The following is a 26,470-nucleotide window of genomic DNA, read 5'->3' on the forward strand; positions in this document are numbered from 1 at the left end:
AACCCGGCGTTTGGCGTCGGCAGACCAGTTATGCGTTCCGTAGACGGGAGCAGGCCTTGGCGGCCCAGAGGGCGTCAGCCTCTGCCCTTCAGGAACTCGATCACCATCGCAGCAGTCCAGGTGAAACGGTCGCCGCCGAGCGGTTCGCCGCTGAGCGGATCGTAATATTCGGCAAAACCGCTCTCGGCGATCAGGTCAAGGCTGGATTGCGTGATCCGCTGGGCGACTTGCCCATGGTCGGCGGCGGCAAGCCCGTCGGCGATCATGTAATTGACCACCAGCCAGACCGGCCCGCGCCAGTAGCGTTTGGCGTCGAAGTGCGGATCGCTGGGATCGTGCGACGGGACGATATAGCGTGCCTTGCCGGCGATGCGCTCGATGGAGGCAGCGATTGCAGCAGTACGGGTTTTCGGGATGGCCGAGAAGACCGGCAGGATGCCGCCCACCGAAGCGCTGTCGACGAGCTTTCCGATGACACGGTCGAGGCAGAGATACTGACCGTGCGCATCGCTCCACAGCCGTTCCATCGCCGAAAGCCCCTTTTTGGCGCGGGCGCGATTGGCTTCTGCGATTTCCTTCTCGCCGAGCCTCTCGGCAAGATCGGCAAGGTCGGCCGCTGAGCGGATCAGGATGGCGTTGAAGCCGGGATCGACGATCCGGAAGGGGGAGGCATCGTGGAGCTTTGCATTGTCCCAGTCCAGTGCGCGAAAGTGCTGCAGCAGCCAGAGGTACCGGTCATATTGCCCCTTGGTCGGCCGGTGCGCCGGGTCGGCATGCAGGGTGTCGCGGCGCGTGTAGAGCTCGACGCCTTCGGTCGGCACGCGCTCGAAGGCGTCGTCCCAGTCGATCGAGTTGTCGCGGCCGGACTCCCATGGATGAATGATTGCGACCAATCCTTCGCCCTTCGGGTCACGGTTTTCATAGAACCAGCGGTGCCAGGCATCGATCTTCGGCAGCAGCGCGCGGGCGCGCTCGGCGGCTAGTTTCCTGTCCCTTGCTCGCTCGAACAGGCGGCGCACAGCAAAGCCCGCCACCGCCGGCTGGGTGATGCCGGAGGTGGCAGTGGGGCGGTTGGTCCTCCAGACCTCCGGCCCGGGGAAATAGCTGTCGTTCAGGACATGGAAGACGATATGCGGCACCATGCCGTCCGGCCATTGATGGGCAAACAGCGTCTCGATCTCGGTCCAGGCGCGCGCCTCGTCGTAGTAGGCAAGACCGAGCGCGGTCAGGCAGGAATCCCAGTTCCATTGGAACGGATAGAGGCCCTTGGTCGGGATGGTGTAGTCGCCGTGGTCGTTTTCCCTGAGCACCTCGACGGCACGGGCGATGGTTTCGTTGACGGCAAGAGAGGTCATTGAAGCGTTCGTACTTTCGCAATCATAGGGCGTTGGGCGGGATCAAAAGGCGTTGGTGGTTTCAGGATCGAACCAGCGGATGCGATCGGCTTTGGGCGCAAGTCGCAGATAGTCGCCGACGGCGATCGCGGCGTTCGATTCGAGGATGGCGCGAAACAGCCCACCCTCGACATCGCAGGTGACCAGCGTGTGCGGACCGAGCGGCTCGACGACGCGCACGGTGGCATCGAGCCCGCTCTCACCGGCTTCAACGTCTTCGGGGCGAATGGCGAATTCTATTTTCTGCTTGTCCGACTTCGGTCCGGGCAGCGTCAGCCCGGCGACGGTCCAGCTGCCGTTTGCAATCTTCGTCGCGGGAATGAAATTCATCGGCGGATTGCCGATGAAGGAACCGACGAAGCGTGCGGCCGGGTTGCGATAGACCTCGACCGGCGAGGCTGCCTGGACGATGCGGCCCTGATGCATGACGGCGATGCGGTCGGCGAGGCTCATCGCCTCGACCTGGTCGTGAGTGACATAGATGGTGGTGGTCTTGGATGCGGCGAGCACGCCCTTGAGTTCGGCGCGCATTTCGAGCCGCAGTAACGCGTCGAGATTGGACAGTGGTTCGTCCATCAGGATGACGTCGGGCTCCATCGCGAGCGCGCGGGCCACCGCCACACGCTGGCGTTGGCCGCCGGAAAGCTGGCCCGAATAGCGCTTCAGCAATTGCTCGATATGCATGAGCTCGGCGGTGCGATTGACGCGACGTTCGACCTCTTGCTGCGGCAATTTCTTCATGCGCAAGCCGAAAGCGATGTTCTCGAACACCGTCAGATGCGGGAAGACGGCGTAGTTCTGGAACACCATGGCGATGCCGCGGTCGCGCGGCGGCAGATGATCGACGCGACGACCGCCGATCCAGACTTCACCCTGGCTCGGCGTTTCCAACCCGGCGACGATCCTGAGCAATGTCGTCTTGCCGCAGCCCGAGGCGCCGAGCAGCACCATGAATTCCTGGTCCGCGATGGTGAGGTCGACCTGGTGCAGCGCGGTGAAGCCGCCGAAACGTTTGGCCACTTGTTTTATGGCGATCTCAGCCATCGGCTTTCTCCCTGTCGCGCGTCATCGGTTGGCGATCCCCCACATGGCGAACAGGTATTTGCGCACGGCGAAGATGAAGATCAGCGCCGGGATGACGAGTGCCGCCCCACCGGCGAATTTGAGATAGAGCGGTGACTCGCCGAGGCTCTGCAGCAGGAAGGCGGTCAGCGTCCGGTTCTCTATGGTGAGCACGGCGGCGGCAAACACCTCGTTCCAGGAAATGGTGAAGGCAAAGACCGCCGAAGCCGCAATGCCAGGCAGCGCCAGCGGCAGGATGACCTTGCGAAAGGCCTGCAGGCGGGTGCAGCCGAGCGTCCACGCCGCTTCCTCCAGTTCGACCGGGATGCCTGAGAACAGCGAGAAGGTGATCAGCACCGCGAATGGCAGCGCCAGCGTGGTGTGGACCAGCGCCAGACCGATCGCAGTGTCGTCGAGGCCGGTGCGGATGAACATCACCGCAAGGGGCAGTGCCAGCAGCGGCAGCGGAAAGGCGCGGGTCATCAGCACCAGGAAGCGGAACGTGCCCTTGCCCGGAAAATCGAAGCGCGACAGCGCGTAGCCGGCGGGCGCGCCAAAGCCAATCGAGAGGATCATCGTCAGGGTGGCGACGAGCACCGAGTTCCACAGCGCCCTGCCGACGCCGGCGAAATTGATGAAGAAAGACAGGCTGCCGAAATCGAAGGAAGGGAAGAAGCGCTTGGGAAAGGCAGTGACCTCTTCCGGCGACGACAAGGCGTTGACGATCAGGAGATAGATCGGCAGCAGCACCCAGGCGGAAAGCAGGATGACGGTGGCGACCAGCAGCCAGTTGCCAGCTTTGCGGGCCGCGGGTGCGGCGATCGGTATCTCTGCGACGGCACTCATATGCGCGCTTCCTTCGGCACGCGCAGCACCCGCATGAAGAACAGCGTGAGGCCGACCGAGATGGCGAGGATGAGCAGGGCGAAAGCTGCGGCAACGTTGCGATCCTGCAACGAGAATTGCCAATTATAGGTCTCGCCCATCAGCACCGGCAAATTGGTGCCGCCGAGCGCCGCCACCACGGCGAAAACCTCGAAGGCGAGAATGACGCGCAGAATGATCGCCGTCTGCAGGCTGGGGCGCAGCAAGGGCAGCGTGATCTTGACGAAACGCTTCCACGGGCTCGCGCCAAAGACCTCGGCTGCCTCGTGATACTCTCGTGGGATGAGCCCCATGCCGGCGACCAGGATGACCATCATGATCGCGGTCGCGCGCCAGATCTCGGCCAGCACCACGGCGACGAAGATGGTCAATTTGCTCTGGTAGCCGAGAAACATGACAGGCCTGTCGACGAGGCCGAGATTAGACAGCAGCGTATTGAGGAAGCCGGACTGGTCGAAAATGGCGAGCCAGATCAGCCCGGCGGCGAGATCGGAGATGCCGAGCGGGATGGCAAAGATGTAGAGCGCCGCACCCCGCCCGGCTTCGAGCCTGGACACGACCGTGGCCATCAACAGCGCCATGACCAGTTGGATCGGCACCACGATGGTGGCGAGCAGGATGGTGTTCCAGAAGGCGACCGGGAACCTCCAGTTGCCGGTCATGGTGCGGAAATTATCCAGCGTGAAGCCGCCGTCGCGGGTGAAAGCCTCGAAGGCGACCAGCGCGAACGGGTAGAGGAAGAAGACGCAGAGGAACAGCGTCGCCGGCATCAGCAGCAGATAGGGCAGGGCCTTGCCGTGCATGGCATGTCCTTTGGCGTGGTGCGGTGGGCGCCCGGAGAACAACCGGTTCCGGACGCCCCCTCGGGAGGATTCTAGTCGACCGGGCAGGCGCCTTCTGATGGCTTGTCGGGTGCCCAGCAGGGCGCCTTGGCCTGGTCGATGAGGGCCTTGAGCGCCGCCGCCTGTTCCTCGAGCACGCCATGCACATCCTGGCCGCCGAGCACGATGCGCTCAAAACTGTCGACATAGACCTGGTTGAACTTGCCGCCGAGATCGCCGAGCCCCATCGGCAGCAGCGCCGGCAGCGCATCCGGCGCACCGGTCATGGTGGTGATCGCCGGGCCGAAGGCTTTCACCGAGGCCGGCATGTCGTCGGGCAGCTTGACGTCGACCACGGGGAAGAAGTTGGTGGCCTTGAGCGTCGCGATCTGCGTTTCCGGCTTCAGCATATAGGCGATCAGCGCCTTGGCCTTGTCCATATCCGGCGAGGTCTTAGGGATGGCGACGCCGGCGACCACCGGCATGTAGCCGCGGCCGGCGGGTCCAGCCGGCGCCGGGAAGGCGACGAACTCGTCGGGCTTCTGGTTGAACGCATCGGCAAGCCGCGCCACGTGGTCGAACGCCACCCACACCTCGCCGGTCAGCAGTGGTTCCTGCATGAAGGCATAGTTGGTCGAATTCGGGTTGGTGTACTGCCACAATTCCTTGAACGTGTTCCACGCGGTCTCGGCCTCCGCCGAGCGGAACTTGGTCACCATCGAGCCGGTGTAGGATGGGTAGAGAAAACCTTCGAAGAAACGGTGCTTCAGCCCCTTCGGCCCGGCCGGAAAGCCGAATTTCGGCGAGCCGGTCTTCTCGGCTATATTCTTCGCCCATTCGATCAGCTGGTCATAGGTGATTTTGTTGAGATCGACGCCAGCCGGCAGATATTGCAACGCCTGCTTGTTGGCCGCCATCAGGAAGGTGGCCTGCATCCACGGCAGATATTTCTGTTCGCCCGTGCCAAGCATGCCGAGTTTCTTGTAGGCCTCGTTGAGCGTGACGCCGCCGACGTCGACGCCGGACAGATCGACAAGGTCGGCACCCACCGTGGAGAAGTCTCCGTGCAGGCCGCCGAGCACGCCGATGGTGCCGGAGCCGGCCTGCAATTCGGCTTGGAGGCGGGTGAGCCAAGGCCCATCCTCGGCGACTTGGTAGTCGACCTGGCCGTCAAACGTCTTGAGCACTTCGCTGCGCATTTTCTGTGTCTCCTCCACAGGTCGCGCCTGCGTCGACCAGAACAGCACCTGGGCCTGCGCGCCGCCGATTGCGATCGACAGCGCGAGTGCGACGCCTGCCAATGTCTTCAACGCATTCATCGTGGTCTTCCTCCCTGGTTGTGCCCCACCCCCGGCGTCAGTTTTTCCTGTGGGTGCCGGTCATGCGGGCGCCGGGCCATGGCTTGCCCGCGAAACCAATGTCGGCCGGATCAGCCGCGTCAGCGGCGCGGCGGGCCTGTCGCCGATGACGGTCAACAGCATCTCGCCGATCTCGCGCGCGCACTGGCGGATCGAGGCATCGAATGTGGTGAGGCCCGGCGGCGCATAGGCCGAGGCGGCGATGTTGTCGAAGCCGATGACAGAAAGGTCGCGCGGGATGGTCAGGCCGGCGCGGGCGGCCTCTTCCATGACGCTGAGTGCCAGCTCGTCGAACAGCGCGACTATGGCCGTCGGCCTCTCGGCAGCATGCAGCAGCCGGTTGATGGCCTGGATGCGGGCGCCGCGATCGAAGCGTGGCGCTGTCGCCACATCGAGCCGCACCGAAGGGTCACCTCGGCGGGCGATCGCTGCGGCGAGCCCGTCTTGCCGCAGATGCCGAAACGTCATCGGCTCGGCGATCGTCACCAGGCCGAAATGGCGGTGCCCGAGATCGTAGAGCATGTCGAAGGCTTCGCCGAAGGCGTGCGCGCCATCGGTGTCGAGCCAGCTGTAGGCAAAGTCGGTGTCGAGCAGCCGGCCATGGGCGACGAACGGGAAATTGCGTAAGCGCAGATAGGCGAGCCGTTCGTCGACCTCGGCGATGCGGGTGACGACGACGCCATCGGCGCGTCCGGATTCGACGACATGGCGAAGCACGGAAAGTTCCGACTGGCCTTGCGCCACGGCGGCGAGGATCAGGTCGGTGCCATGCGACACCAGCCCTTCGCCAAGCCCGGTGACGAATTCGCCGAGGAAGGAATCGACCAGATTGGGGCCGCGGATCGGCAGCACCATGCCGACAAAGCCGCTGCGGCCGGAGACCAACGTGCGGGCCGCCCTGTTGGGCACGTAGCCGGCCTGGCGCGCGGCTTGCGCGACGCGTTCGCGCGTCTTCAAGGCGATCTGTTCATGGCCGGCAAGCGCCCGCGACACCGTGGTGATCGACAGGTCGAGCTGCGCTGCAAGTTCCTTGAGCGTGGTGACGCGGGCCGGCACCGTTCCTCCTGAACAAAGTGTTTGAAACGTTTGTAATGGCCTCATCATAAAATGCAAACGTTTTAAATCAGCGCTCACCGACCTGCACGATGGTTCTTGGCTGACCTCCTGGCGTGATTTGAACTGCGCGGCGCTTGACTCCGGCGGCGCCTTGTGAAAAATTTTGCAAGAACTGATAAAAATATCAAAGGGCGGAAATGGTTGGCTTCGGAAACGGCCTCCTGCGCGACGATGAAACCAGTATGGTGACACGTGCCGCCTGGCTTCACTATGCCGGCGGGCTTACCCAGTCGGAGGTCGCCAAGCGGCTGGGGCTGACCAGCCTCAAGGCGCATCGCCTCATCACCAAGGCCAATCAGGAAGGGCTGGTCAAAGTCTATATCGATGGCGAAGTGTCGGAGTGCGTGGCGCTCGAAGACGAGTTGTCTAGCCGCTACGGCCTCGATTACTGCGAGGTCGTTCCCGACTTCGACGGGGAAGACCTGCCGCTAAAGGCGCTCGGCATCGCCGGCGCGCAATTTCTCAAGCGTGAGATCGAACGCGGCGAGGACACGCTGATCGGCGTCGGTCATGGCCGCACGCTGGCCGCCTGCGTGGAATATCTGCCGCGCATATCGGCCGGGAAGACCCGCTTCGTTTCGCTGCTCGGCGGCCTGACGCGCAAGTTCTCGGCCAATCCGCACGACGTCATTCACCGCCTGGCCGAACGGACCGGCGCGGAAGCCTATGTGATGCCAGTGCCGATGTTCGCCAACACGGTCGAGGATCGAACCGTGCTGCTCGGGCAGAAGGGCATCAGCGAGGTCTTCGATCTCGGCAAGGCCGCCGACCTGCTCATTGCCGGTATCGGCACCGCCGAGCGCGAGGCGTCGCTGGTCGCGACCGGTATGATTGAGAAGGGCGAGATGGAGGAAATCCGCCGCAAGGGGGGTGTCGGCGAACTGCTCGGCCATTTCTTCGACAATGCTGGAAAGGCGGTCGAGACGACCCTTTCCAACCGGGCGCTCGCGCTGGCGCGCGAAGACATCAGCAATCGCAGGATTGTCGCCGTTGCCGGCGGCAAGGTGAAAGTTCGTGCCATCAAATCGGTGTTGGAGGGCCGCTATCTCAAGGGCTTGGTCACCGACGAGCGGACGGCGCGATCACTCGTGGAGCAGACGCCGGTCGGGTAGCCGGCAACCATTCGATTGAAACTACCCTGTGGAGGAGAAGACAAATGCATGAGAAAGAAAAAGACCTGATCGATGCGTTCCTGCGCGGACAAGTCGATCGTCGTGGGCTGATCAAGGGCCTTGGCGCGATGGGCCTGGCCGCCGGCACGGCCGGCACGCTGCTCAATCTGGGGCAGACCCGTGCGCTGGCGGCGGATTTCGACTGGCAGGCGCACAAGGGCAAGACCATCAAGCTCCTGCTCAACAAGCACCCTTATGCGGATGCGATGATCGCCAACCTCGAGAACTTCAAGAAGTTGACGGGTATGGAAGTCGTCTATGACGTGTTTCCGGAAGACGTCTATTTCGACAAGGTCACCGCTGCGCTGTCGGCCAGCTCGCCCGAATATGATGCCTTCATGACCGGCGCCTACATGACCTGGACATACGGCCCGGCCGGCTGGATCACCGACCTCAACGAGTGGATCCAGGATCCGGCCAAGACCAACCCGAACTATGCCTGGGACGACTTCCTGCCCGGTGTCAGGAAGTCCTGCGCCTGGAACGGCCAGCCTGGCGGAGTGCTTGGCTCCGACGACGCCAAGCAGTGGTGCATTCCGTGGGGTTTCGAACAGAACAACATCACCTACAACAAGGGCATGTTCGACACGGCCGGTGTCACCGTTCCCGGCAATATGGACGAGATGGTTGCGGCGGCGGCCAAGCTCACCAAGGATGTCGGTGGCGGGGTCTACGGCATCGGCGTGCGCGGCTCTCGCTCCTGGGCGACGATCCATCCCGGCTTCCTGTCGGCTTACGCCAACTTTGACCAGAAGGACCTCAACGTCTCGGCCGACGGCAAATTGTCGGCCGCGATGAACACCGCCGAGTCCAAGGCCTTCCACAAGCAGTGGGTGCAGATGATCCAGGAGAGCGGCCCCAAGGACTGGTCGACCTACACCTGGTATCAGGTCGGCACCGATCTCGGCGCGGGCGCCTCGGCGATGATATTCGACGCCGACATCCTCGGTTACTTCATGAATGGCGGCGACAACAAGATGGCCGGCAAGCTCGCCTTTTCCGCCTTCAAGGCCAATCCGGCGGCCAAGGCGCCGACACCCAACATCTGGATCTGGTCGCTGTCGATGTCCAACTTCTCGAAGGACAAGGACGCCACCTGGTACTTCATGCAGTGGGCATCCGGGCCTGAGCATGCGCTGTTCGGCGCGACCAAGATGGACTTCGTCAATCCGGTCCGCCAGTCGGTCTGGAAGGACGAGATGTTCCGCGAGAAGCTCAACAAGAGCTATCCGGGTTATGTCGAGATGTTCGACGTCTCGGCGCCGGGCGCCAGCATCAAGTTCACCCCGCAGCCGCTGTTCTTCGATCTCACCACCGAATGGGCGGCGACGCTGCAGAAGATGGTGGCCAAGGAGGTGCCGGTCGATGAAGGCCTCGACAAGCTCGCCGCGAGCATAGACGGGCAGCTCAAGGAAGCCGGTCTCGGCTAAGCCCTAAGGTCTGGCTGGCCGCCTTTGCCGGCCAGCCAGACCTTCAACGTGTGCGAAGCGGCGCCTGAAGCATCGGACCCAAAAGTGGGAACCGGTTTTGGGAAAATCCGATGCTCAAACACTGGCGGGTGCCGCCACTCGCCCGACCGGCCGCCTTGCTCCCTGGGCGGCCGGCAGGGCGAAGCAACAGAGATGACGGAGCAGCGCGATGACTGCGGCGACAATGCAAAAAAACAGGCCTTCCGGCTTCAGGATCAGCAAGAAAGTGCTGCCTTACGTGCTCAGCCTGCCGGCCCTGCTCGTCTGCATAGGCATCCTGATCCCGTTCTTCACATCGGTCGTCTATTCGTTCCAGCGCTACCGGCTGAGTCAGCCCTGGGCGCGGCAGTTCAACTGGGGCGACAACTACATCTCCTTTTTCACCGACACGAGGTTCTGGAACACGCTCGAGATATCGCTGCTCTATGCGGGCATCACCGTCCTGCTCGAACTGCTTCTCGGCCTCGGCATCGCCCTGCTGCTGCAGAAGCGCTCGACGCTGAACAACTTCATCTCGATCATGCTGTTGATGCCGCTGATGACAGCGCCGGCGCTGGCCGCGCTGATGTGGAAGCTGATGACCAATCCCGGCTTCGGCGTGCTGAGCTATCTCGCCAGCCTGATCGGGCTGCAGGATTTCCGCTGGGCCTCGTCTCCGTCGACCGCACTTTTCACCGTGGTCCTTGTCGACATCTGGGTCTACACGCCCTTCATCATGATCCTGCTGCTTGCCGGCCTGCGCAGCCTGCCGACGCAGCCTTTCGAGGCGGCAGCGCTTGACGGCGTGCCGAGGAGCTTCGTGTTCTTCCGCATCACCTTACCGATGCTGACGCCCTACATCCTGACCGCGACATTGTTCCGCCTGCTCGATTCCATCCAGCAGTTCGACATCATCTATGCCATGACCCAGGGCGGTCCGGGCGATACGCTGACCGTCTTCCAGGTCGAGGCCTACCTCAACTTCTTCCAGTCGACCAATGTCGGCCGCTCGGCGGCGCTGATGATCATCCTGTGGGCGATCACCTATTTCCTCTCCAACATTTTCATCAAGAACTGGCTGCGCCTGCGCGAACGCGCCCGCGGCCTGGCATAGGAGGCCGGGATGGAACACACCTCGCTTCTCGAACGCACCCTGCGCGGCGCTGCACTGACGCTGGTCGTGATCTTCTTCATGTTCCCGATCGTCTGGATCCTCATGATGTCGTTCCAGACCAACGAGACCATCCTGCGGATTCCGCCGCAGCTTGTCTTCAAGCCGACGCTGGCCAACTACACCGCGCTCATCACCGGAAAGCTGACCACGGCAGCCGGCACGCTCGACATCGCCTTCATGCGCAACCTGTGGAACTCGGTCTTTCTGTCCGTGACCTCGGTCGCCGTCGCGCTGCTGCTCGGCGTCCCGGCGGCTTACGCTTTTGCACGGCACAAGTTCCGCGGCTCGGAGGACATCGCCTTCACGCTCTTGTCGTTCAGGTTCGCGCCGGCGCTGCTGGTGCTCTTGCCGCTCACCCTCTATTTCCAGAAGCTTGGATTGGCCAACACCTATATCGGGCTGATCTGGGTCTATCAGCTTATCTGTCTGCCGCTGATCCTGTGGATCGTGCGCGGCTATTTCGAGGACATCCCGGCCGACATCGAATACGCCTATCGCATCGCCGGCCATTCCTGGTTCGCCACCTTCCGCAAGATCGCGCTGCCGCTTGCCGGCCCGGGCATTGCGGCCGCCGGCCTGCTCGCCTTCATCTTCGCCTGGAACAATTTCGTCTTCGCCCTCGTGCTGGCCTCAGCCGACAAACAGCCGGTGACGGTCGGCGCGCTGGCCTTCATCACCTCCTCCGGCATCCAGTACGGCCAGATCTCGGCGGCGATCGTGCTCTCGATCACACCGACGCTGGCGCTCGCCCTCTATGCGCAGCGCTATCTCGTCGAAGGCCTGTCGCTCGGCGCGGTAAAGGGATAGTTCTCATGGCCAGCCTCGAACTCAAGAATGTCGTCAAGCGCTACAAGAGCCAGACTGTCCTCGACAATCTGTCGCTGACCGTCGCCGATGGCGAAACCCTGGTCCTGTTCGGACCGTCCGGCGCCGGCAAGACGGTGCTGCTGCGTCTCGTCGCCGGCGTCATCGACCCCGATGAGGGAAATATCCTCATCGGCGGCGAGGACATGACCGACCTCGACGCCGAGTTCCGCGGCGTCGGCATGGCGTTCCAGAATTTCGCGCTGTTTCCGCATATGACCGCCTTCGACAACATTGCGACGCCGCTGGAAGCCAGCCGCTCGTCGCAAAGTGCGATCAAGACCGGCGTCGAGAGCGTCGCCAAGCTGCTCAAGATCGGCCATGTGCTCAGCCATAAGCCGCGGGCGCTGTCCAATGGCCAGAAACAGCGCACCGCGCTCGCCCGCGCGCTGGTCGGCTCGCCGCCGGTGCTGCTGCTCGACGATCCGCTGCGCAACGTCGATGCCAAACTGCGCTTCGAGATGCGGCTCGAATTGCCGAGGCTTCTGGCCGACCGCGGCGCGACCGTCGTCTACGTCACCCAGGACTACAAGGAGGCAATGGCGCTTGGCGATCGCATCGCGGTGATGTCGCAAGGCGTCATCAAGCAGCTCGGCACGCCCGAACAGATCTATCGTGAGCCGGCAAACATTGAGATCGCTCGCCTGTTCGGCGACCCGACAATCAACCTGCTCGACGTCAAGCCGTCGCGCGACGCCAAGGGCATCTATATCGGCCTGTCGAACGTCCAGGTCCATCTGGCGGGCAGCTACGAGACAGCGGTCGGCCGCGACTGCGTGATCGGTCTGCGGCCCGAAGCGCTGGCCTTCGTCGACGAAGGCACGCCGGCCGCCATTCCGGTGACCGTCGAGGCCGAGACGCCGCTCAATGAAAAGATCGTCACGCTGGTGCGCACCGTGCGCGGCCGCGAAATCCTGGTCTCCCGGCCGGCCGGGACACCGGGTCAAACCGAGGGCAGGGCCTACATCGCCGTCGACGGCAAAAGCGCCCTTTTGTTCGATCATGCGAGCGGCGACCGAATAGGCGCCAGGAACGTCGTCAATTTGCGCAGTGGAGAAGCGGCATGAGCCCGAGCGCACTCACCATTTCCGGCGTCGACAAGTTCTACGGCCCGATCGACCGGGGCGTGCACGCTGTCCAGAATCTGACGATTGAAATCGGCAAGGGTGAGATCGTCGCCCTTCTTGGGTCTTCCGGCTGCGGCAAGACCTCGACATTGCGCATGATCGCCGGCTTCGAAGAGGTCTCGCGCGGCACCATCTCGGTTGCCGGCCGCAAGGTGCACACGCTGCCGCCGGTCAAGCGCAATGTGGCGATGGCGTTCGAGGGCTATTCGCTCTATCCGCCGCTGACCGTGCGCGAGAACATGGCGTTCGCCCTCAAGGCGGCCAGGCTCCCGAGGAGCGAGGTCGACGCGAAGGTGGCCAGCATCGCCAAGCTGCTCGAGATCGAGGACATACTGGAGCGCTATCCGAGCTCTATCTCCGGTGGCCAGCAGCAGCGCGCCAGCCTCGGCCGTGCGCTGATCCGCAAAGCCGATCTGCATCTGCTGGACGAACCGATGGGCCAGCTCGAACCGCAGCTTCGCGCGGTGCTGCGCGGCCGCATCAAGCACTTCATAAAGGAGCAAGGCCTGACCGCGATCCTCGTCACCCACGACCAGACCGAGGCCAACGCGCTCGCCGACCGGATCGCGGTCATGGAAGGCGGCGTGCTGCAGCAGTTCGATACATCAGACATGATCAAGCAGCGGCCGGCCAACTTGTTCACCGGCACCTTCGTCGGCGAGCCGCCGATGAATGTTTTCGAGGCCTATGTCGGCACGGCTGCCGACAAAGTCAATCTGCGACTGCCCGACGGGCTTTCGCTCGACTACGACAAGGATGCGTTCAGCGGCCCGGTTCGCGACGAATTGCTCAACCGGGAGCGGGTCGTCATCGGCATCAGGCCCTATGCGGTTCGCCGCTCGAAGGATGGCGTGCCGGCCACGGTTTCGGCCAACCAGTGGCTCGGCGACCAGACGCATATCGCCGCGGATTTCGCCGGCGGCTCGCTGGTCCTGGTCGAACATGACCGGACCCGCCTGGAACTTGGCGCGCCGATCAATATCAGCATTGATCCCCGGAACCTGCACGTCTTCGACCAGGCGAGCGGCATGGCCATTTCTCACGGCATGGAGCTTGCCTGATGCGAGATGTGCTGATCGGCATCGACGCCGGCACGTCTGTCATCAAGTCCGTCGCCTTCGACACGGCGGGCCGGCAGATCGCGGCCACGGCGTTGCCGAACCAGTATGAGACCTTGCCGGTCGGCGGCGCCGAGCAGGATCTGGCGCGCACCTGGGCCGATACCGCGACCACCCTGCGCCAACTTGCCGACAAGGTGCCGGACCTCGCCAGCCGGACCATTGCGATCGCCGTGACCGGGCAGGGGGACGGGACCTGGCTGATCGACAAGGAGGGCGAGCCGGTCGCCAAAGGCTGGCTGTGGCTCGACGCGCGCGCTGCCGCGATCGTCGAAGAGATCCGCGCGCGGCCCGATGACCGGCTCCGCTTCGAAAAGACCGGCAGTGGGTTGGCCGCCTGCCAGCAGGGCTCGCAGCTTGCCTTCATGAAACGCTACGCGCCTGACATGCTTGCCGGCGCCGCGACAGCATTCCACTGCAAGGACTGGCTCTACTTCAGGCTGACCGGCGAACGCGCCACCGACCCGTCCGAGGGCACCTTCACCTTCGGCGATTTCCGCACGCGTGGCTATTGCGACGATGTGCTTGAGGTGCTCGGCGTTGCCGATCTCAGGCATCTGCTGCCGCCGATCGTCGACGGTACCAGGCATAGCGTCGGCCTGTCGTCAGCGGCTGCCGAAGCGACTGGGCTGCTTTCCGGCACGCCGGTGGTGCTGGCCTATGTCGACGTGGCCTGCACCGCGCTCGGCGCCGGCCTGCTCGATCGCGAGCGCAAGTCCGGCTGCTCCATCATCGGGTCCACCGGCATGCATATGCGGCTCGCGCAGACGCCGGACGAGGTGCTGCTCAATGACGCCGCGACCGGCTACACGATGACGATGCCGGCGCCCGGTGTCTTTGCTCAGATGCAGTCGAACATGGCGGCGACGCTCAACATCGACTGGGTCCTTAGCCTGGCTTCCGGCATTCTCGCCTCGCAAGGCATTACGCGGACCAATGGCGAGATGATCGCGCTGGTCGATCAGTGGATATCATCATCCAAGCCGGCCTCGCTGCTCTATCAGCCCTATGTATCGGAGGCCGGCGAGCGGGGCCCATTCGTCGATGCCAATGCCAGGGCAGGTTTCGTTGGCATTTCGTCGCGGCACGGCTATGCCGATATGGTCCGCGCCGTTTTCGAGGGGCTGGCCTTCGCCGCGCGTGACTGTTACGCGGCGATGGGTCCGCTGCCCCGGGAAATCCGCCTGACCGGCGGTGCGGCCAGAAGCCCGGCTCTGCGCAAGATCCTGGGTGCTGTCGTTGGTGCAGACATTCGCACCAGCGAACGCGAGGAGGCTGGTGCTGCGGGTGCCGCCATGATCGCTGCGGTCTGCGTCGGCCAATACAAGTCGATGGACGAGTGCGTCGGCGAATGGGTCACGCCGCTGCTTGGCGCGGCGGAGCCGAGCGACCGAAAACTTGCCGCGATCTATGAGCGGATGGTTCCGTCATACACATTGGCGCATGAGGCGCTACGGCCCGTCTGGCGTTCGATGGCCGCATCCAAGGCAAACTGAGAAGTCGAGCATGCGTAAGAAGATTGCAATCATTGGCGACCGCTTCATGCTTCCCGAGGTGTTTCGCGAGAAAATCGAGATGGCCTGCGGCGACGATCTCGACATCCGCACACTTGAGACCTCATGGCCCGATGAGCCGATGGAATTCGGCAATGCGGCGCTTGGCCTCGACAAGGTCAAGGAGTATTTTGGCGATCCGGAGGAGGTCGTCGATTTCATCGGCGACGCCGAGATCTTCGTCACCCAGCTTGCGCCGCTCTCAAAGACCATGATGCAGCGCCTGCCAGCGCTCAAGCTGGTTGCGGTGTCGCGCGGCGGCCCGATCAACATCGACATGGCCGCCGCCAGAACCCAAGGCATCACTGTGGTCAACGTGCCTGGCCGCAATGCGAGCGCCGTGGCCGAGTTCGCCATCGGCGCCATCCTTGCCGAGACGCGGCTGATCCGGGTCGGGCACGAAGCCCTGCGCAAGGGGGAATGGCGCGGCGATCTCTACCGGGCCGACCGCACCGGCCGCGAGCTCAATGAAATGACCGTAGGCGTCATCGGCTATGGCAACATCGGCACCAAGGTTGTCCGCCTGTTGCGCGCCTTCGGGTGCCGCATCCTGGTCACCGATCCCTACGTGCAACTGAGCGCCGACGATCGCAATGGCGGCGTCGAACTGGTCGCGCTGGACGAGCTTCTGTCCCGCTCCGACGTGATCACGCTGCATCCCCGGGTGACCGAGGAAACCCGGGGCATGATCGGCAAGGACACCATCGCGCGGATGAAGCCGGGAGTGACCCTCGTCAACACCGCGCGCGGGCCGCTGGTCGACTACGACGCGCTTTACGATGCGCTCGTCTCTGGCCATATCGGCAGCGCGATGCTGGAGACGTTCGCGGTCGAGCCGGTGCCTGCCGATTGGCCGCTGCTGCAGCTTCCGAATGTCACGCTGACGCCCCATATCGCCGGCGCGTCGGTGCGCACGGTGACCTATGCGGCCGAGCAGGCGGCCGATGAGGTGCGCCGCTTCATAGCCGGGCTCCCGCCGGTCAACCCATGCTGAAGGTCGCGGCAGCCATGAAATACAATCCAGGCGCTGAGGACCCGGCGAGATGAGTGGCGCCACCGAAATCGTCGATCTCTTCGTCATCGGCGGTGGCGTCAACGGCGCCGGCATCGCGCGCGACGCAGCCGGCCGCGGCCTTTCCGTCATTCTGTGCGAAAAAGACGATCTGGCCGAAGGCACCAGCTCGCGATCGGGAAAGCTCGTCCATGGCGGCCTGCGCTATCTCGAATATTACGAGTTCCGGCTGGTGCGCGAGGCGCTGATCGAGCGCGAAGTGCTGCTCGAATCGGCGCCGCACATCATCTGGCCGATGCGCTTCGTGCTGCCGCATAGCCCGGAAGACCGGCCGGCCTGGCTGGTCCGGCTCGGCCTGTTCCTCTACGATCATCTCGGCGGCCGCAAGCGGCTGCCGGCCACCCGCACGCTCAACCTGAGCACCGCGCCCGAAGGCGCGCCGATCAAGGACACCTTCAAGCGCGGTTTCGAATATTCCGACTGCTGGGTCGACGACGCCCGTCTCGTCATCCTCAATGCGCTCGATGCCGTGGAACGGGGAGCCGTGGTCTTCACCCGGACCGCCTGCGCTGCCGCCCGCCGCGAAGGCGACCTGTGGTCGGTCGAGATGCGCGACGGCCGAACCGGCATTAGAACCACGGTTCGGGCTCGCGCCCTGATCAACGCCGGCGGTCCCTGGGTCAACGACATCATCAACCGCGTGGCGGGCCAGAATTCCAAGCGGAACGTCCGCCTGGTCAAGGGCAGCCACATCGTCGTGCCGAAATTCTGGGAAGGGCGGCAGGCCTATCTCATCCAGAACAGCGACAAGCGCGTGATCTTCATCAACCCTTACCAGAACGATCTGGCCCTGATCGGCACCACCGACATTCCCTATGACGGGCGGCCCGAAGACGTGACGGCCGATATCAGCGAGATCGACTATTTGATCAAGGTGGTCAACCGCTACTTCAAGCGCGAACTGGCCCGCAGCGATGTCGTCTACTCGTTTTCCGGCGTCAGGCCGCTCTATGACGACAACGCCGACAATCCGAGCGCGGTGACCCGCGACTACATTTTCGAACTCGACGCATCGGCCGGGCAGGCGCCGCTGCTCTCCGTCTTCGGCGGCAAGATCACCACCTTTCGTAAGCTCGCCGAGCACGCGCTCGACCAGATCGCCCCTTTCTTTCCGAAAATGGGCAAGCCATGGACATCGAAAGGGCATCTGCCGGGTGGCGATATCGCCAACGCCGACTTCGAACAGTTTCTTGGCGACCTCGGCCACGAATATCCCTGGATGCCGGCGCCTCTGCTCAAGCACTATGGGCGTCTCTACGGCACAAGGACGCGCGTTCTGGTCGGTGCGGCCAGGTCGCTCGCCGATCTGGGGCGATGCTTCGGCAAGGATTTTTTTGAACGCGAGGCCAATTACCTGTTCGAGCACGAATGGGCGCTGACATCAGCCGATATCCTCGAACGGCGCACCAAGCATGGTTTGCATCTGTCCGCCGCGGAAAGAGCCACTTTCGAGGACTGGTGCTCGGGCCGACTGGCAAAGGCAGGTTGATGACTTTTACGCTTTCCCTCAACACCAATCCGCTGGTCAACCGTTTCGCCGAACCGGACGATCTGATCGACGCGATCGCCTACGACATCGGCATCAGGGACGTGCAGCTCACGCATGAATTCGTCAATCCCGGCTGGCCGGCGGCGACGATCTCGAAATTCATTCGACTGTTCCGCACCGCGCTCGACCGCACCGGCGTGCGCGTGACATCCGGGATGACCGGCCCCTACGGCCGGCTCAACCATTTTGGCCATCCGGACGCCGACGTGCGTCGCTACTATGTCGACTGGTTCAAAACTTTTGCCGACATTTCGGCCGAACTCGGCGCCAGCGGCATGGGCACCCAGTTCGCGATCTTCACCCACAGGGATTTTGACGATCCGGAACGTCGCGCGCGGCTTTTCGACATCGCGCTGGAATGCTGGCGCGACGTCGCCGAGCACGCCAAAGCCGCCGGTTTGACCTACCTGTTCTGGGAGCCGATGTCGGTCGGACGCGAATTCGGCCACACGATCGAGAGTTGCCAGGCCCTGCAGAACGGGATCGACGCGGCCGGCATGGCCATCCCGATGAAGATGATGGTCGACATCGATCATGGCGACGTGACCTCGAGCAATCCGGCCGATATCGATCCCTATGCCTGGGCCGAAACCTTTCCCAAGCTGTCGCCGATCATCCACATCAAGCAATCGTCGATGAACAAGGGCGGCCATTGGCCATTCATTGCCGTCTACAACAAGGACGGCCGCATCACGCCGGAGAAATTCCTGGAGACGGTTCGCCGCGGCGGCGGCGTCGACAACGAGATCTGCCTCGAACTGTCGTTTCGCGAACGCGAGCCGGTCGATCATCAGGTCGTCGCCATGATCCGCGAGTCGGTCGACTACTGGGCGCCGTTCATCGAGACCGGCAGAGCCGCTCTCCTGCCGAAAGCGGGATAGAGATCGGGCAGAGCTGAAGGCACTCCTGCCCGATCTATAGCGCTTGGATATCTCCGAGACGGACAGCGGCTTTGATCTTCCGCTCGAAGCGCTGCTTGCGCTGGCAGCCGTCTTCGGCTCGAACTCGCTGGGCCAGCACCGCAGCGACTGGAGTTGCGAAGTCGAACCCAGGCTATGGCTCGAAACGCTCTGACGATCCAACTGACTGGCCCGCCAGCGGGAAGTAACTCGTCCTTCCTCAAATATGTATTAGAGGATGCGAATATCTCTACCTGCACTCGTTATCCGTTACCAAAGCACAAGTAAAAGACACTTTTGTTTAACTTCGCCGTGCATACTGCGAATTGGTCCGATTTGTCTGTCCGGCTTTCCCTCACGAATTGAGAATTCGCATGTCGGTTACACGTCGCACGCTGCTCACGGCCGGAAGCGTCGGATTGCTGATGGCGCAAGCTCGGGCGGCCAACAATCCAGAACAGCAGGTGGAGAGCGCTTCCGTTGTCAGCGACAATACGCTGCGCATTGCAATGCCGGCCTTTGCTTCCAATCCGTTCTTCCCGGCCGATGGATCGGGGGACAGCGGTATAGACATGGAACTGGCCCGCGGCATAGCAGCGGAACTTGGCGTTGAGCCGGTGTTCGACCGATCCGCCGTAACATTCGACGACATGGTGAAACAGCTGACTTCCGGTCAGGCGGACATAGCCATCGGCAAGCTCAGCCGCACTCTTCACCGTGGTCGGTCAATCCTCTATTCCCGGCCCTACGCCATGCTGCACCAAGGGCTCATAGCCAACCGCCTCAACCTAGCGCGCATCGCGCAAGGCAAGCCACCCGAGCAGATCATCCGCGATTTCTCGGGCGATCTCGGCGTGATCGAGGGCTCTTCATTCGCTACCTATGCGGCCAAAACCTTCCCACATGCACAAGTCCATCGTTTTGCAGGCTGGAACATGGTTGTCGATGCGATCCGAAATGGGACGATCGACATGGCCTATCGCGACGATTTCGAGATCAAGAAGCTGATGGTCGACGATCCGTCGATGACTGTCGCCGCACGCTCGATCACGCTGACGGACAAGGTAGACACGATCGCAGTTGGTGTGCGACCGGACAATCCGCATCTCGCGGCTTTTGTCGACCTCTATCTCGATCTCGCGCGCGGTCAGCAGGTTCTCAACACTGACGAGATCATCGCGCGCTACAGGTTGGGGAGCAAAGCCTGACAATGGCCATCTCGGAGGCAGCTGGACACTTGGCTTTCGATTGGCGCCTGGCGGCAAGGCGCATATTGCGCTCGCCCATGACGACGATCGCGATGATCGGGGCGGGAATCTTTTGCGGTCTTTACTATCCAGCATTTGCCCATGCGATCAGCCCTGTCGCACAGCTCTACCTGAATTTCCTCAAGATGGTCGTCCTGCCCTACTTGGTCTCGTCAGTCATCTTCTCGATCACGGCGATGGTTCAGGATCCGAACTCGGTCCGTTATTTGGGCAGGGTGGGTATGGCAGTGCTGGTCGTGTCATTCCTAAGTGTGCTGGTGAGTGGCGCTTACTCGCTGGTCCTTCAGCCGGGCCAGATCGAGAACCCTCAATCACGCATTGAGCTTGGCGAGTTCATCAATTCGCAGGGCAGCGTATCCACCGATCTAGCATTCCCGTACCAACCGCCACCCAATGAGGGTGCCGATAGCGGGCATTCGATACTGCTCGATCTTGTGCCGAACAACGTCTTCAACGCACTGGCCTCGGGTCAAACCATTCAGGTCCTGCTGTTCTGCCTGCTTTTCGGACTCGCGATGGGCAAGATTCCCCAGCCTTCATCCATGAGCCTGTCTCAGGCGCTGAACGCGGTTTACCGGGCCTGCACGGTCCTGACCAACTGGTTCATCTGGGGGTTGCCCTTTGCGACCTTCATCCTGATCGCGGACCAGACCGCGTCGACCGGAACCAAGCCGCTCACGCTGATGGGCAGTTACCTGCTGGTGATGGGTCTTTCCTGCCTCACATTCCTCGCCGGCGCATTTGCCGTTATCGCCATCCGGTCACGACGAAGCTACTGGGCCACGATCAAGACCTGCCAGCCCCTTCTCATGGTGGCCATCACCACGCGTTCTACTGTCGCCTCACTTCCGTGGGTCATCAACCTTTTGAGCGAGCGTCTGAGGTTCAGCCTGGTGGTCGTCGAACTGCTCGTGCCACTGCAAGCGGCATTGCTGCGGACAGGCCCGGCACTGCTCTACACGTCGGGTGTTCTTTTCGTCGCTCAGCTCTACGGTCGTCCGCTGTCAATCCCGGACCTTCTGCTCGTCGGCATCACCTCTGCGCTTCTCGCGCTCACGACCGGCGGCATGAGCAGCCTGGTCATCCTGTCCCAGATGTCGATCGTGTGCGGCTATCTGAAGATTCCCTTCGAGGCGGCGTTCGCCCTGTTCGTCGCGGTCGATGCGGCCGTGGACACGTTCATGACGCTGTCCAGCGTCTGCACCGTGGCGGCGAGTACGGCGATGATCGCACCCAGCCATAGGGAGACAACGCAGCCTGTTGAAGCGGTCTCGGAACAGATTGAAGCCGAGCCCGGCCTATGATCGACCACAGTATCAGCCCTCAGCTCGGCGTCATCGGGGGCCTCGGGCCGCTGGCATCGGCTGACTTCTACTTCAAGCTGACCCGAATGACCCAGGCGTTCCGGGACAATGAGCATGTGCCCGCCGTCATCCTCAGCCTGCCACAGCTGCCTGACAGGACCGAGGCGATCCTTGCCGGCCATGACGGGCCGCTGGCGCCTTTGAAAGCCGCGGTCTCGACGCTCAATGCGCTCGGCGTTGCCTGTATCGCAATGCCGTGCAACACCGCCCATCATTGGTATGACCAGCTGACGGGGAGCTCGCACGCGGAGATCATCCATATCGGCGACGCGGTGGTAGCGGAAACCCATCGTAGCCTGGACCGGGGCAAGGTCGCGATTCTCGCCACGCAGGGCACGCTGGTCTCCGGCTTCTATCAGGATAGGATGTCGGCGGCGGGATATGAGCTCTGCTTGCCCGCGAGCACGGAATCTCAGGAGCGCGTCGATAGCGCGATCAGCCTCGTCAAGGCTGGTTCGATCGCGGATGCGGCGACTGAGACCGAGCGCGCGCTTGAAATCGCGCGATCGGCCGGCGCCGATATAGCCGTTCTCGGCTGCACCGAATTGTCGGTGGTGGGCAGCAGCGTGAACCATATAAACGGATTGGTCGTCATCGACAGCAATGCGGCCCTGGCGCGAGCATGTTTGACACGATTGGGTTTCGCTGCGCGGGACGCTCGAGGCTTGCCGATCGTGTCAGAGCCGCGGGGACGTGACCGATTGCCCTGGCACTCTGAGCAGCGGGCCTAATAAGGTTCCGGCTATGGGCTGTTCCGCGGCCTCGGCCGGTCTCCTCCACCAGGCCGGACGATGTTTCCTCTGAAGCTTCGACCTTCAAATTCTTGACCGGGCCGCTCTCGCGCCAGGCCCTTTTTCAGGATTTGGGAGAGGCAAGCGCCGCCACCGGTAGGCCACGCCTATCCGCCTGGAGCCATTCCAGGAAAGGGGTACAACGGTTTTCCGTCCGGAATTGCGCAGGAACAAAGGGTTGGAGCGGTTCGGCGGTTCTATCCAAGGCTGAACCGCTCCAGGATCCGGTCGTTTAGCCGAATTTCGGGTCGAGACTGCCCGACTTGTAGCGCTTGGCCATTTCGGAGACCGGCAGCGGCTTGATCTTGGGAGCGTTGCCTGCGGTGCCGAACTGCTCGAAGCGCTCCTTGCACAGCTTCCTCATCGCGGCCATGGCCGGCGTCAGATACTTACGCGGGTCGAATTCGCTTGGGTTCTCGGTCAGCACCTTGCGGATCGCACCGGTCAGCGCCATGCGGTTGTCGGTATCGATGTTGATCTTGCGCACGCCGTGCTTGATGCCGCGCTGGATCTCCTCGACCGGCACGCCCCATGTCGGCTTCATCTGGCCGCCATATTTGTTGATGATCTCCTGCAGCTCCTCCGGCACCGAGGACGAGCCGTGCATGACCAGGTGCATGTTCGGCAGGCGGCGATGGATCTCCTCGATCACGTTCATGGCGAGCACCGCGCCGTCCGGCTTGCGCGAGAACTTGTAGGCGCCGTGGCTGGTGCCCATGGCGACGGCCAGCGCGTCGACATGCGTATCGCGGACGAACTGTTCCGCCTGTTCCGGATCGGTCAGCAACTGGTCGTGGCCGACGGCGCCTTCGACGCCGTGGCCGTCTTCCTGTTCGCCGCCGCCCATCTCCAGCGATCCGAGAACGCCGATCTCGCCTTCCACCGATACGCCGCCCCAATGCGCCATGTCGACGACGCGGCGCGTGATGCCGGAATTATAATCGTAGTCGGCCGGCGTTTTGCCGTCCTCCTTCAGCGACCCGTCCATCATCACCGAGGTGAAGCCGTACTGGATCGCGGTTACGCAGGTGGCTTCGTTGTTGCCGTGGTCGAGATGCATGCAGACCGGGATATCGGGATGGATTTCGACCAGCGCGTCGATCAGCTTGGCCAGCACGACGTCGTTGGCATAGGCCCGCGCCCCACGGCTCGCCTGCAGGATGACCGGCGATTTGGTCTCCTCGGCGGCCTCCATGATGGCAAGGCCCTGTTCCATGTTGTTCATGTTGAAGGCCGGCACGCCATAGCCGTGTTCGGCGGCATGGTCGAGCAATTGTCTCAGTGTGATGCGAGCCACCCAATAGTCTCCCGTGTCTGGTTTCGAACCGTGTTTGCTGGCTGGTCGAGCGTCGTCCAGCCCGTTGATGCTTCTGGCCGGATTTCCGCCGGACCGCAACCTGTCGACAGCGCGTCCGAAGCAATTCTTGTTACAGGATCGCAATCACGAACGAAAGAATATCTCACGAAAATATCACATTATCACAAAAATTTTGGTGCAAACGCGCTTTCTCGGCGTTATATAAATTATCGTGGTTGAACGCGCAGCGAGTTGCGCAAGAAAGCGCCGGGATGAAAAGCGACGGCCGCCGCCAGGGCATCATGGATTTTCTGATGGACGCCGGCACCGCGAGTGTCGACGATCTCGCTTCGCGCTTCGGTGTATCGAAGATGACCGTCCATCGCGACCTCGACGAGCTCGAGCAAAGCGGCTTCCTGCGCAAGGTGCGCGGCGGCGCCTCGATCCAGCCGAGCGGTCTTTTCGAGAGCGATTTCCGCTACCGTCAGAAGCAGGCCGGCGAGGAAAAGCAGCGCCTGGCGGCTGCCGCCGTGGCGATGATCGAACCGGGCCAGACGGTGATCATCGACGACGGCTCGACGGCGGGCGGCATTGCACGGCACCTCGCAGACCTGCGCCCGCTGACGGTGATCTCGAACAATCTGGCCGTCATACAGGATCTGGCTGGTGTTGGCGGCATCACCCTGATCGCGCTCGGTGGCCAGTACAGCAAGAAATTCCACGGGTTCTTCGGCCTGCTTGCCGAGGACACGCTGAAATCGTTGCGCGCCGATGTTGCCTTCCTGTCGTCGTCTGCGATCCACGGCGTCTCCGCTTTCCACCAGGATCAGGAAGTGGTTCATACCAAGCGATTGATGATGGCCGCCGCCGCCCGCAAATATCTGCTGGTCGATCACGGCAAGTTCGGCCGCACGGCCTTGCATTTCCTGACCGATCTCGAGGCGTTCGATGCCGTCTTCACTGGTCGCGAACTGGAACCGCAGATGCGCGAGGCGCTGGCTGGCGCCGGTGTTTCGCTAACAATAGTCGAGAGGGATTGAGGAGGACGCGTGGTTTATTGGGTCGGCACAAGTTGGAAAATGAACAAGACGCTTGCCGAGGCGATCGACTTCGCCAAGGCGCTCGCAGGGTTCGTCCCCGGTTTCGACGACCGCATCCAGCCCTTCGTCATCCCGCCCTTCACGGCGGTCCGCGAGGTCAAGAAAGCGTTGGCAACGACGCGGGTCAAGGTCGGTGCCCAGAACATGCATTGGTCCGATGCCGGAGCCTGGACCGGGGAAATTTCGCCCGTGATGCTGACGGATTGTGGGCTCGACCTCGTCGAACTCGGCCATAGCGAACGGCGTGAGCACTTTGGCGAGACCGACCAAGCGGTCGGCCTCAAGACCGCAGCGGCGGTGAAGCACGGGCTGGTGCCGCTCATCTGCGTCGGCGAGACATTGGCGCAACGCAACAGCGGCCAGGCCGATGCGGTGCTGGCCTTGCAGGTGCACGGCGCGCTAAAGGTCCTCGAAGGTGAAGCAAAGTCGGCGACGATCCTGTTTGCTTACGAACCGGTCTGGGCGATCGGCGACAAGGGCATTCCGGCAAGCTCGGACTACGCCGACCGGCAGCAGGCGCTGATCAAGAAAATCGCCGGCGACCTCCTGCCGGTCGTGCCGCCGGTGCTCTATGGCGGCAGCGTCAACCCGCAAAATGCCGCCGAACTGATCGGCCAGCCTCATGTCGACGGGCTGTTCATCGGTCGTTCGGCCTGGCAGGCGGAAGGCTATATCGACATCCTCCAACGCGCCTCGGCGGCGATCTAGAGCATGATCCCGAAAAGTGGAATCCGGTTTTCGGTCGAGATCATGCTCAACAAAAAATAGAGCCCCATCCCGATTCCATCGGGATGGAACAGGCTCTGAATCAATCGAACAAGGAAAGGATACGACCATGAAAATAGCCATTGGGGCCGACAGTGCCGGCAAGCCGCTGCTCGACGTCATCGCCGCTCACCTGGCCACCAAACCCGGCCTGACCGTCAGCGATCTCAGCCAGGCCGGCTACTATGCCGATCTGTCGCAGAAACTCGCCCAGACCATCGTCGACGGCGAGAACGATCGCGGCATCCTGTTTTGCGGCACCGGCATTGGCGTTTCCATCTCGGCCAACAAGGTGCCCGGCATTCGCGCGGCACTCACCCATGACACCTATTCGGCGGAGCGTGCGGCGAAATCCAACAACGCGCAGATCATCACCATGGGCGCCCGCGTCATCGGCCCTGAACTGGCCAAGGCCATCGTCGACACCTGGCTTGCATCGGAATTCGATGAGAAGGGGCCGTCCGCCGGCAACGTCCAGGCCATCGACAGGCTCGATGCCGCGAAGCTGGGCTGATGCGTGTCGCCCAAAAGCATGCCCTCAGGCATGAACCGAGGGTGCGCAACGGTTTTGGGACGACGACATGCATAAAAACAAAAGCTTAAAGCACGTCGCATGACGCGCTTTAAGCCAGGCTTTTCCACATGGCGCCTATGACCGTCACTGCGGACGCGGCGCCCGGATCCATATGTCCGAGCGACCGCTCGCCGAGGCGCGACGAGCGGCCCTTGGCGGCGATCATGTCCTTGGTCGCTTCCGCACCGCGCTCGGCCGCGGCCAGCGCTGCGCCGAGGCTTTCGGACAGGCCCTTGCCGGCGGCATGCGCAGCGGCCGCGGCTTGCGCCGCTGGCAACCAGGCGTCGACCATCGTCTTTTCGCCGATCTCGGCCTTGCCGCGATCCTGAATGCCTTGCGCCATCGCCTGGAACAGGGCGATGACATCGGCACCCGCCAAGTTCGCCTTGCCCTTGACGGCGACCGCACCGCGCATGAAGGCCGTCGCGTAAAGCGGGCCTGACGAGGCACCGACGGCGTTGAGGAACGATTTCGCCGCGGTGTTGAGGAGAGCCGTCGGCTCGATCGCCGCGAGGTCCAGCGGCACCAGCGCATCGTGCACCGCATCGAAGCCGAGCGCCATGGCGATGCCATGATCGGCGTCGCCGATGACGCCGTCGAGCTGACAGAGCCTGCCCTTGTCGGCTTCGATCGCCGCCGCGATCGCGTCGAACATTCTTTTCAGATCGGCTGCGTCGATGGATGTCATGGATGCTGCTT

The 26,470-nt window shown here is 62.8% G+C and carries 25 protein-coding genes; 17 read left to right on the plus strand and 8 right to left on the minus strand.

Annotation, left to right across the window (positions count from 1 at the left end; translation table 11 throughout):
* Positions 1-74: 74 nt before the first annotated feature.
* From EJ066_RS15340 to EJ066_RS15365, 6 genes are all read right to left on the minus strand, one after another.
* Positions 75-1,355: a trehalase family glycosidase gene (locus EJ066_RS15340; RefSeq protein WP_126039141.1), complete on the minus strand. Its 1,281-nt coding sequence runs from the start codon at positions 1,353-1,355 to the stop codon at positions 75-77.
* 42 nt (positions 1,356-1,397) lie between these two features.
* On the minus strand, positions 1,398-2,438 hold the full coding sequence (locus tag EJ066_RS15345; protein WP_126039144.1) for an ABC transporter ATP-binding protein: 1,041 nt from the start codon (positions 2,436-2,438) through the stop codon (positions 1,398-1,400).
* Positions 2,439-2,459: 21 nt separating this feature from the next.
* The gene (locus tag EJ066_RS15350; protein ID WP_126039147.1) at positions 2,460-3,302 is read right to left on the minus strand and encodes a carbohydrate ABC transporter permease; all 843 of its coding nucleotides are present in this window, start codon (positions 3,300-3,302) and stop codon (positions 2,460-2,462) included.
* Entirely contained in the window at positions 3,299-4,144 is an 846-nt protein-coding gene (locus EJ066_RS15355; protein WP_126039150.1) for a sugar ABC transporter permease, read from the minus strand. The genes EJ066_RS15350 and EJ066_RS15355 overlap by 4 nt, the downstream gene beginning before the upstream one ends.
* Before the next feature lie 71 nt (positions 4,145-4,215).
* A complete protein-coding gene (locus tag EJ066_RS15360) occupies positions 4,216-5,481 on the minus strand; it encodes an ABC transporter substrate-binding protein (protein WP_126039153.1) in 1,266 nt (421 codons plus the stop codon).
* A gap of 60 nt (positions 5,482-5,541) precedes the next feature.
* A complete protein-coding gene (locus EJ066_RS15365) occupies positions 5,542-6,576 on the minus strand; it encodes a substrate-binding domain-containing protein (protein ID WP_126039156.1) in 1,035 nt (344 codons plus the stop codon).
* 197 nt (positions 6,577-6,773) lie between these two features.
* On the opposite strand from EJ066_RS15365, the gene EJ066_RS15370 reads away from it, so the two are divergent.
* The 14 genes from EJ066_RS15370 to EJ066_RS15430 all read left to right on the plus strand — a co-directional run bounded on the left by EJ066_RS15370 (position 6,774) and on the right by EJ066_RS15430 (position 21,975).
* Positions 6,774-7,748: a sugar-binding transcriptional regulator gene (locus tag EJ066_RS15370; RefSeq protein WP_126039159.1), complete on the plus strand. Its 975-nt coding sequence runs from the start codon at positions 6,774-6,776 to the stop codon at positions 7,746-7,748.
* A 44-nt stretch (positions 7,749-7,792) separates the two neighbouring features.
* On the plus strand, positions 7,793-9,238 hold the full coding sequence (locus EJ066_RS15375) for an extracellular solute-binding protein (protein WP_126039161.1): 1,446 nt from the start codon (positions 7,793-7,795) through the stop codon (positions 9,236-9,238).
* Positions 9,239-9,446: 208 nt separating this feature from the next.
* Positions 9,447-10,370 carry a sugar ABC transporter permease gene (locus tag EJ066_RS15380; protein ID WP_126039165.1) on the plus strand — a complete coding sequence of 308 codons (924 nt, stop codon included), beginning with the start codon at positions 9,447-9,449 and terminating at the stop codon, positions 10,368-10,370.
* Between the two features lie 9 nt (positions 10,371-10,379).
* Entirely contained in the window at positions 10,380-11,237 is an 858-nt protein-coding gene (locus tag EJ066_RS15385) for a carbohydrate ABC transporter permease (RefSeq protein ID WP_126039169.1), read from the plus strand.
* A 5-nt stretch (positions 11,238-11,242) separates the two neighbouring features.
* A complete protein-coding gene (locus tag EJ066_RS15390) occupies positions 11,243-12,361 on the plus strand; it encodes an ABC transporter ATP-binding protein (RefSeq protein WP_126039172.1) in 1,119 nt (372 codons plus the stop codon).
* A complete protein-coding gene (locus EJ066_RS15395; RefSeq protein WP_126039175.1) occupies positions 12,358-13,482 on the plus strand; it encodes an ABC transporter ATP-binding protein in 1,125 nt (374 codons plus the stop codon). Before EJ066_RS15390 ends, EJ066_RS15395 begins: the two co-directional genes overlap by 4 nt.
* On the plus strand, positions 13,482-15,035 hold the full coding sequence (locus tag EJ066_RS15400) for an FGGY-family carbohydrate kinase (protein ID WP_126039178.1): 1,554 nt from the start codon (positions 13,482-13,484) through the stop codon (positions 15,033-15,035). Before EJ066_RS15395 ends, EJ066_RS15400 begins: the two co-directional genes overlap by 1 nt.
* 10 nt (positions 15,036-15,045) lie before the next feature.
* Entirely contained in the window at positions 15,046-16,086 is a 1,041-nt protein-coding gene (locus tag EJ066_RS15405; protein WP_126039181.1) for a 2-hydroxyacid dehydrogenase, read from the plus strand.
* A 49-nt stretch (positions 16,087-16,135) separates the two neighbouring features.
* The gene (locus tag EJ066_RS15410) at positions 16,136-17,653 is read left to right on the plus strand and encodes a glycerol-3-phosphate dehydrogenase (RefSeq protein ID WP_126039184.1); all 1,518 of its coding nucleotides are present in this window, start codon (positions 16,136-16,138) and stop codon (positions 17,651-17,653) included.
* Positions 17,653-18,594: a TIM barrel protein gene (locus EJ066_RS15415; RefSeq protein WP_126039187.1), complete on the plus strand. Its 942-nt coding sequence runs from the start codon at positions 17,653-17,655 to the stop codon at positions 18,592-18,594. The genes EJ066_RS15410 and EJ066_RS15415 overlap by 1 nt, the downstream gene beginning before the upstream one ends.
* Positions 18,595-18,637: 43 nt before the next feature.
* Entirely contained in the window at positions 18,638-18,787 is a 150-nt protein-coding gene (locus EJ066_RS31420) for a hypothetical protein (protein WP_189644497.1), read from the plus strand.
* A gap of 199 nt (positions 18,788-18,986) precedes the next feature.
* A complete protein-coding gene (locus EJ066_RS15420) occupies positions 18,987-19,820 on the plus strand; it encodes a transporter substrate-binding domain-containing protein (protein ID WP_189644498.1) in 834 nt (277 codons plus the stop codon).
* A 2-nt stretch (positions 19,821-19,822) separates the two neighbouring features.
* Positions 19,823-21,184 (plus strand): cation:dicarboxylase symporter family transporter, encoded by a 1,362-nt coding sequence (locus tag EJ066_RS15425; protein ID WP_126039191.1) that lies wholly within the window; start codon positions 19,823-19,825, stop codon positions 21,182-21,184.
* Positions 21,181-21,975: an amino acid racemase gene (locus EJ066_RS15430; protein WP_126039194.1), complete on the plus strand. Its 795-nt coding sequence runs from the start codon at positions 21,181-21,183 to the stop codon at positions 21,973-21,975. The genes EJ066_RS15425 and EJ066_RS15430 overlap by 4 nt, the downstream gene beginning before the upstream one ends.
* 292 nt (positions 21,976-22,267) lie before the next feature.
* Here EJ066_RS15430 and fba read toward each other — a convergent pair whose 3' ends face one another.
* Positions 22,268-23,332: a class II fructose-bisphosphate aldolase gene (gene fba / locus EJ066_RS15435; RefSeq protein ID WP_126039197.1), complete on the minus strand. Its 1,065-nt coding sequence runs from the start codon at positions 23,330-23,332 to the stop codon at positions 22,268-22,270.
* Between the two features lie 272 nt (positions 23,333-23,604).
* Between fba and EJ066_RS15440 the strand changes: the two genes are divergently transcribed.
* From EJ066_RS15440 to EJ066_RS15450, 3 genes are all read left to right on the plus strand, one after another.
* Positions 23,605-24,372: a DeoR/GlpR family DNA-binding transcription regulator gene (locus EJ066_RS15440; protein WP_126039200.1), complete on the plus strand. Its 768-nt coding sequence runs from the start codon at positions 23,605-23,607 to the stop codon at positions 24,370-24,372.
* A gap of 39 nt (positions 24,373-24,411) precedes the next feature.
* Positions 24,412-25,140 carry a triose-phosphate isomerase gene (locus tag EJ066_RS15445; protein ID WP_245455181.1) on the plus strand — a complete coding sequence of 243 codons (729 nt, stop codon included), beginning with the start codon at positions 24,412-24,414 and terminating at the stop codon, positions 25,138-25,140.
* Positions 25,141-25,267: 127 nt separating this feature from the next.
* Positions 25,268-25,711, plus strand: coding sequence for an RpiB/LacA/LacB family sugar-phosphate isomerase (locus tag EJ066_RS15450; protein ID WP_126039206.1), 444 nt, complete (start codon positions 25,268-25,270; stop codon positions 25,709-25,711).
* A gap of 109 nt (positions 25,712-25,820) precedes the next feature.
* Here EJ066_RS15450 and dhaL read toward each other — a convergent pair whose 3' ends face one another.
* The gene (dhaL, locus tag EJ066_RS15455; RefSeq protein ID WP_126039209.1) at positions 25,821-26,459 is read right to left on the minus strand and encodes a dihydroxyacetone kinase subunit DhaL; all 639 of its coding nucleotides are present in this window, start codon (positions 26,457-26,459) and stop codon (positions 25,821-25,823) included.
* Positions 26,460-26,470: the final 11 nt, after the last annotated feature.

Origin of the sequence: Mesorhizobium sp. M9A.F.Ca.ET.002.03.1.2 (assembly GCF_003952365.1) — a bacterium.
In the GTDB taxonomy this organism is placed as follows: domain Bacteria; phylum Pseudomonadota; class Alphaproteobacteria; order Rhizobiales; family Rhizobiaceae; genus Mesorhizobium.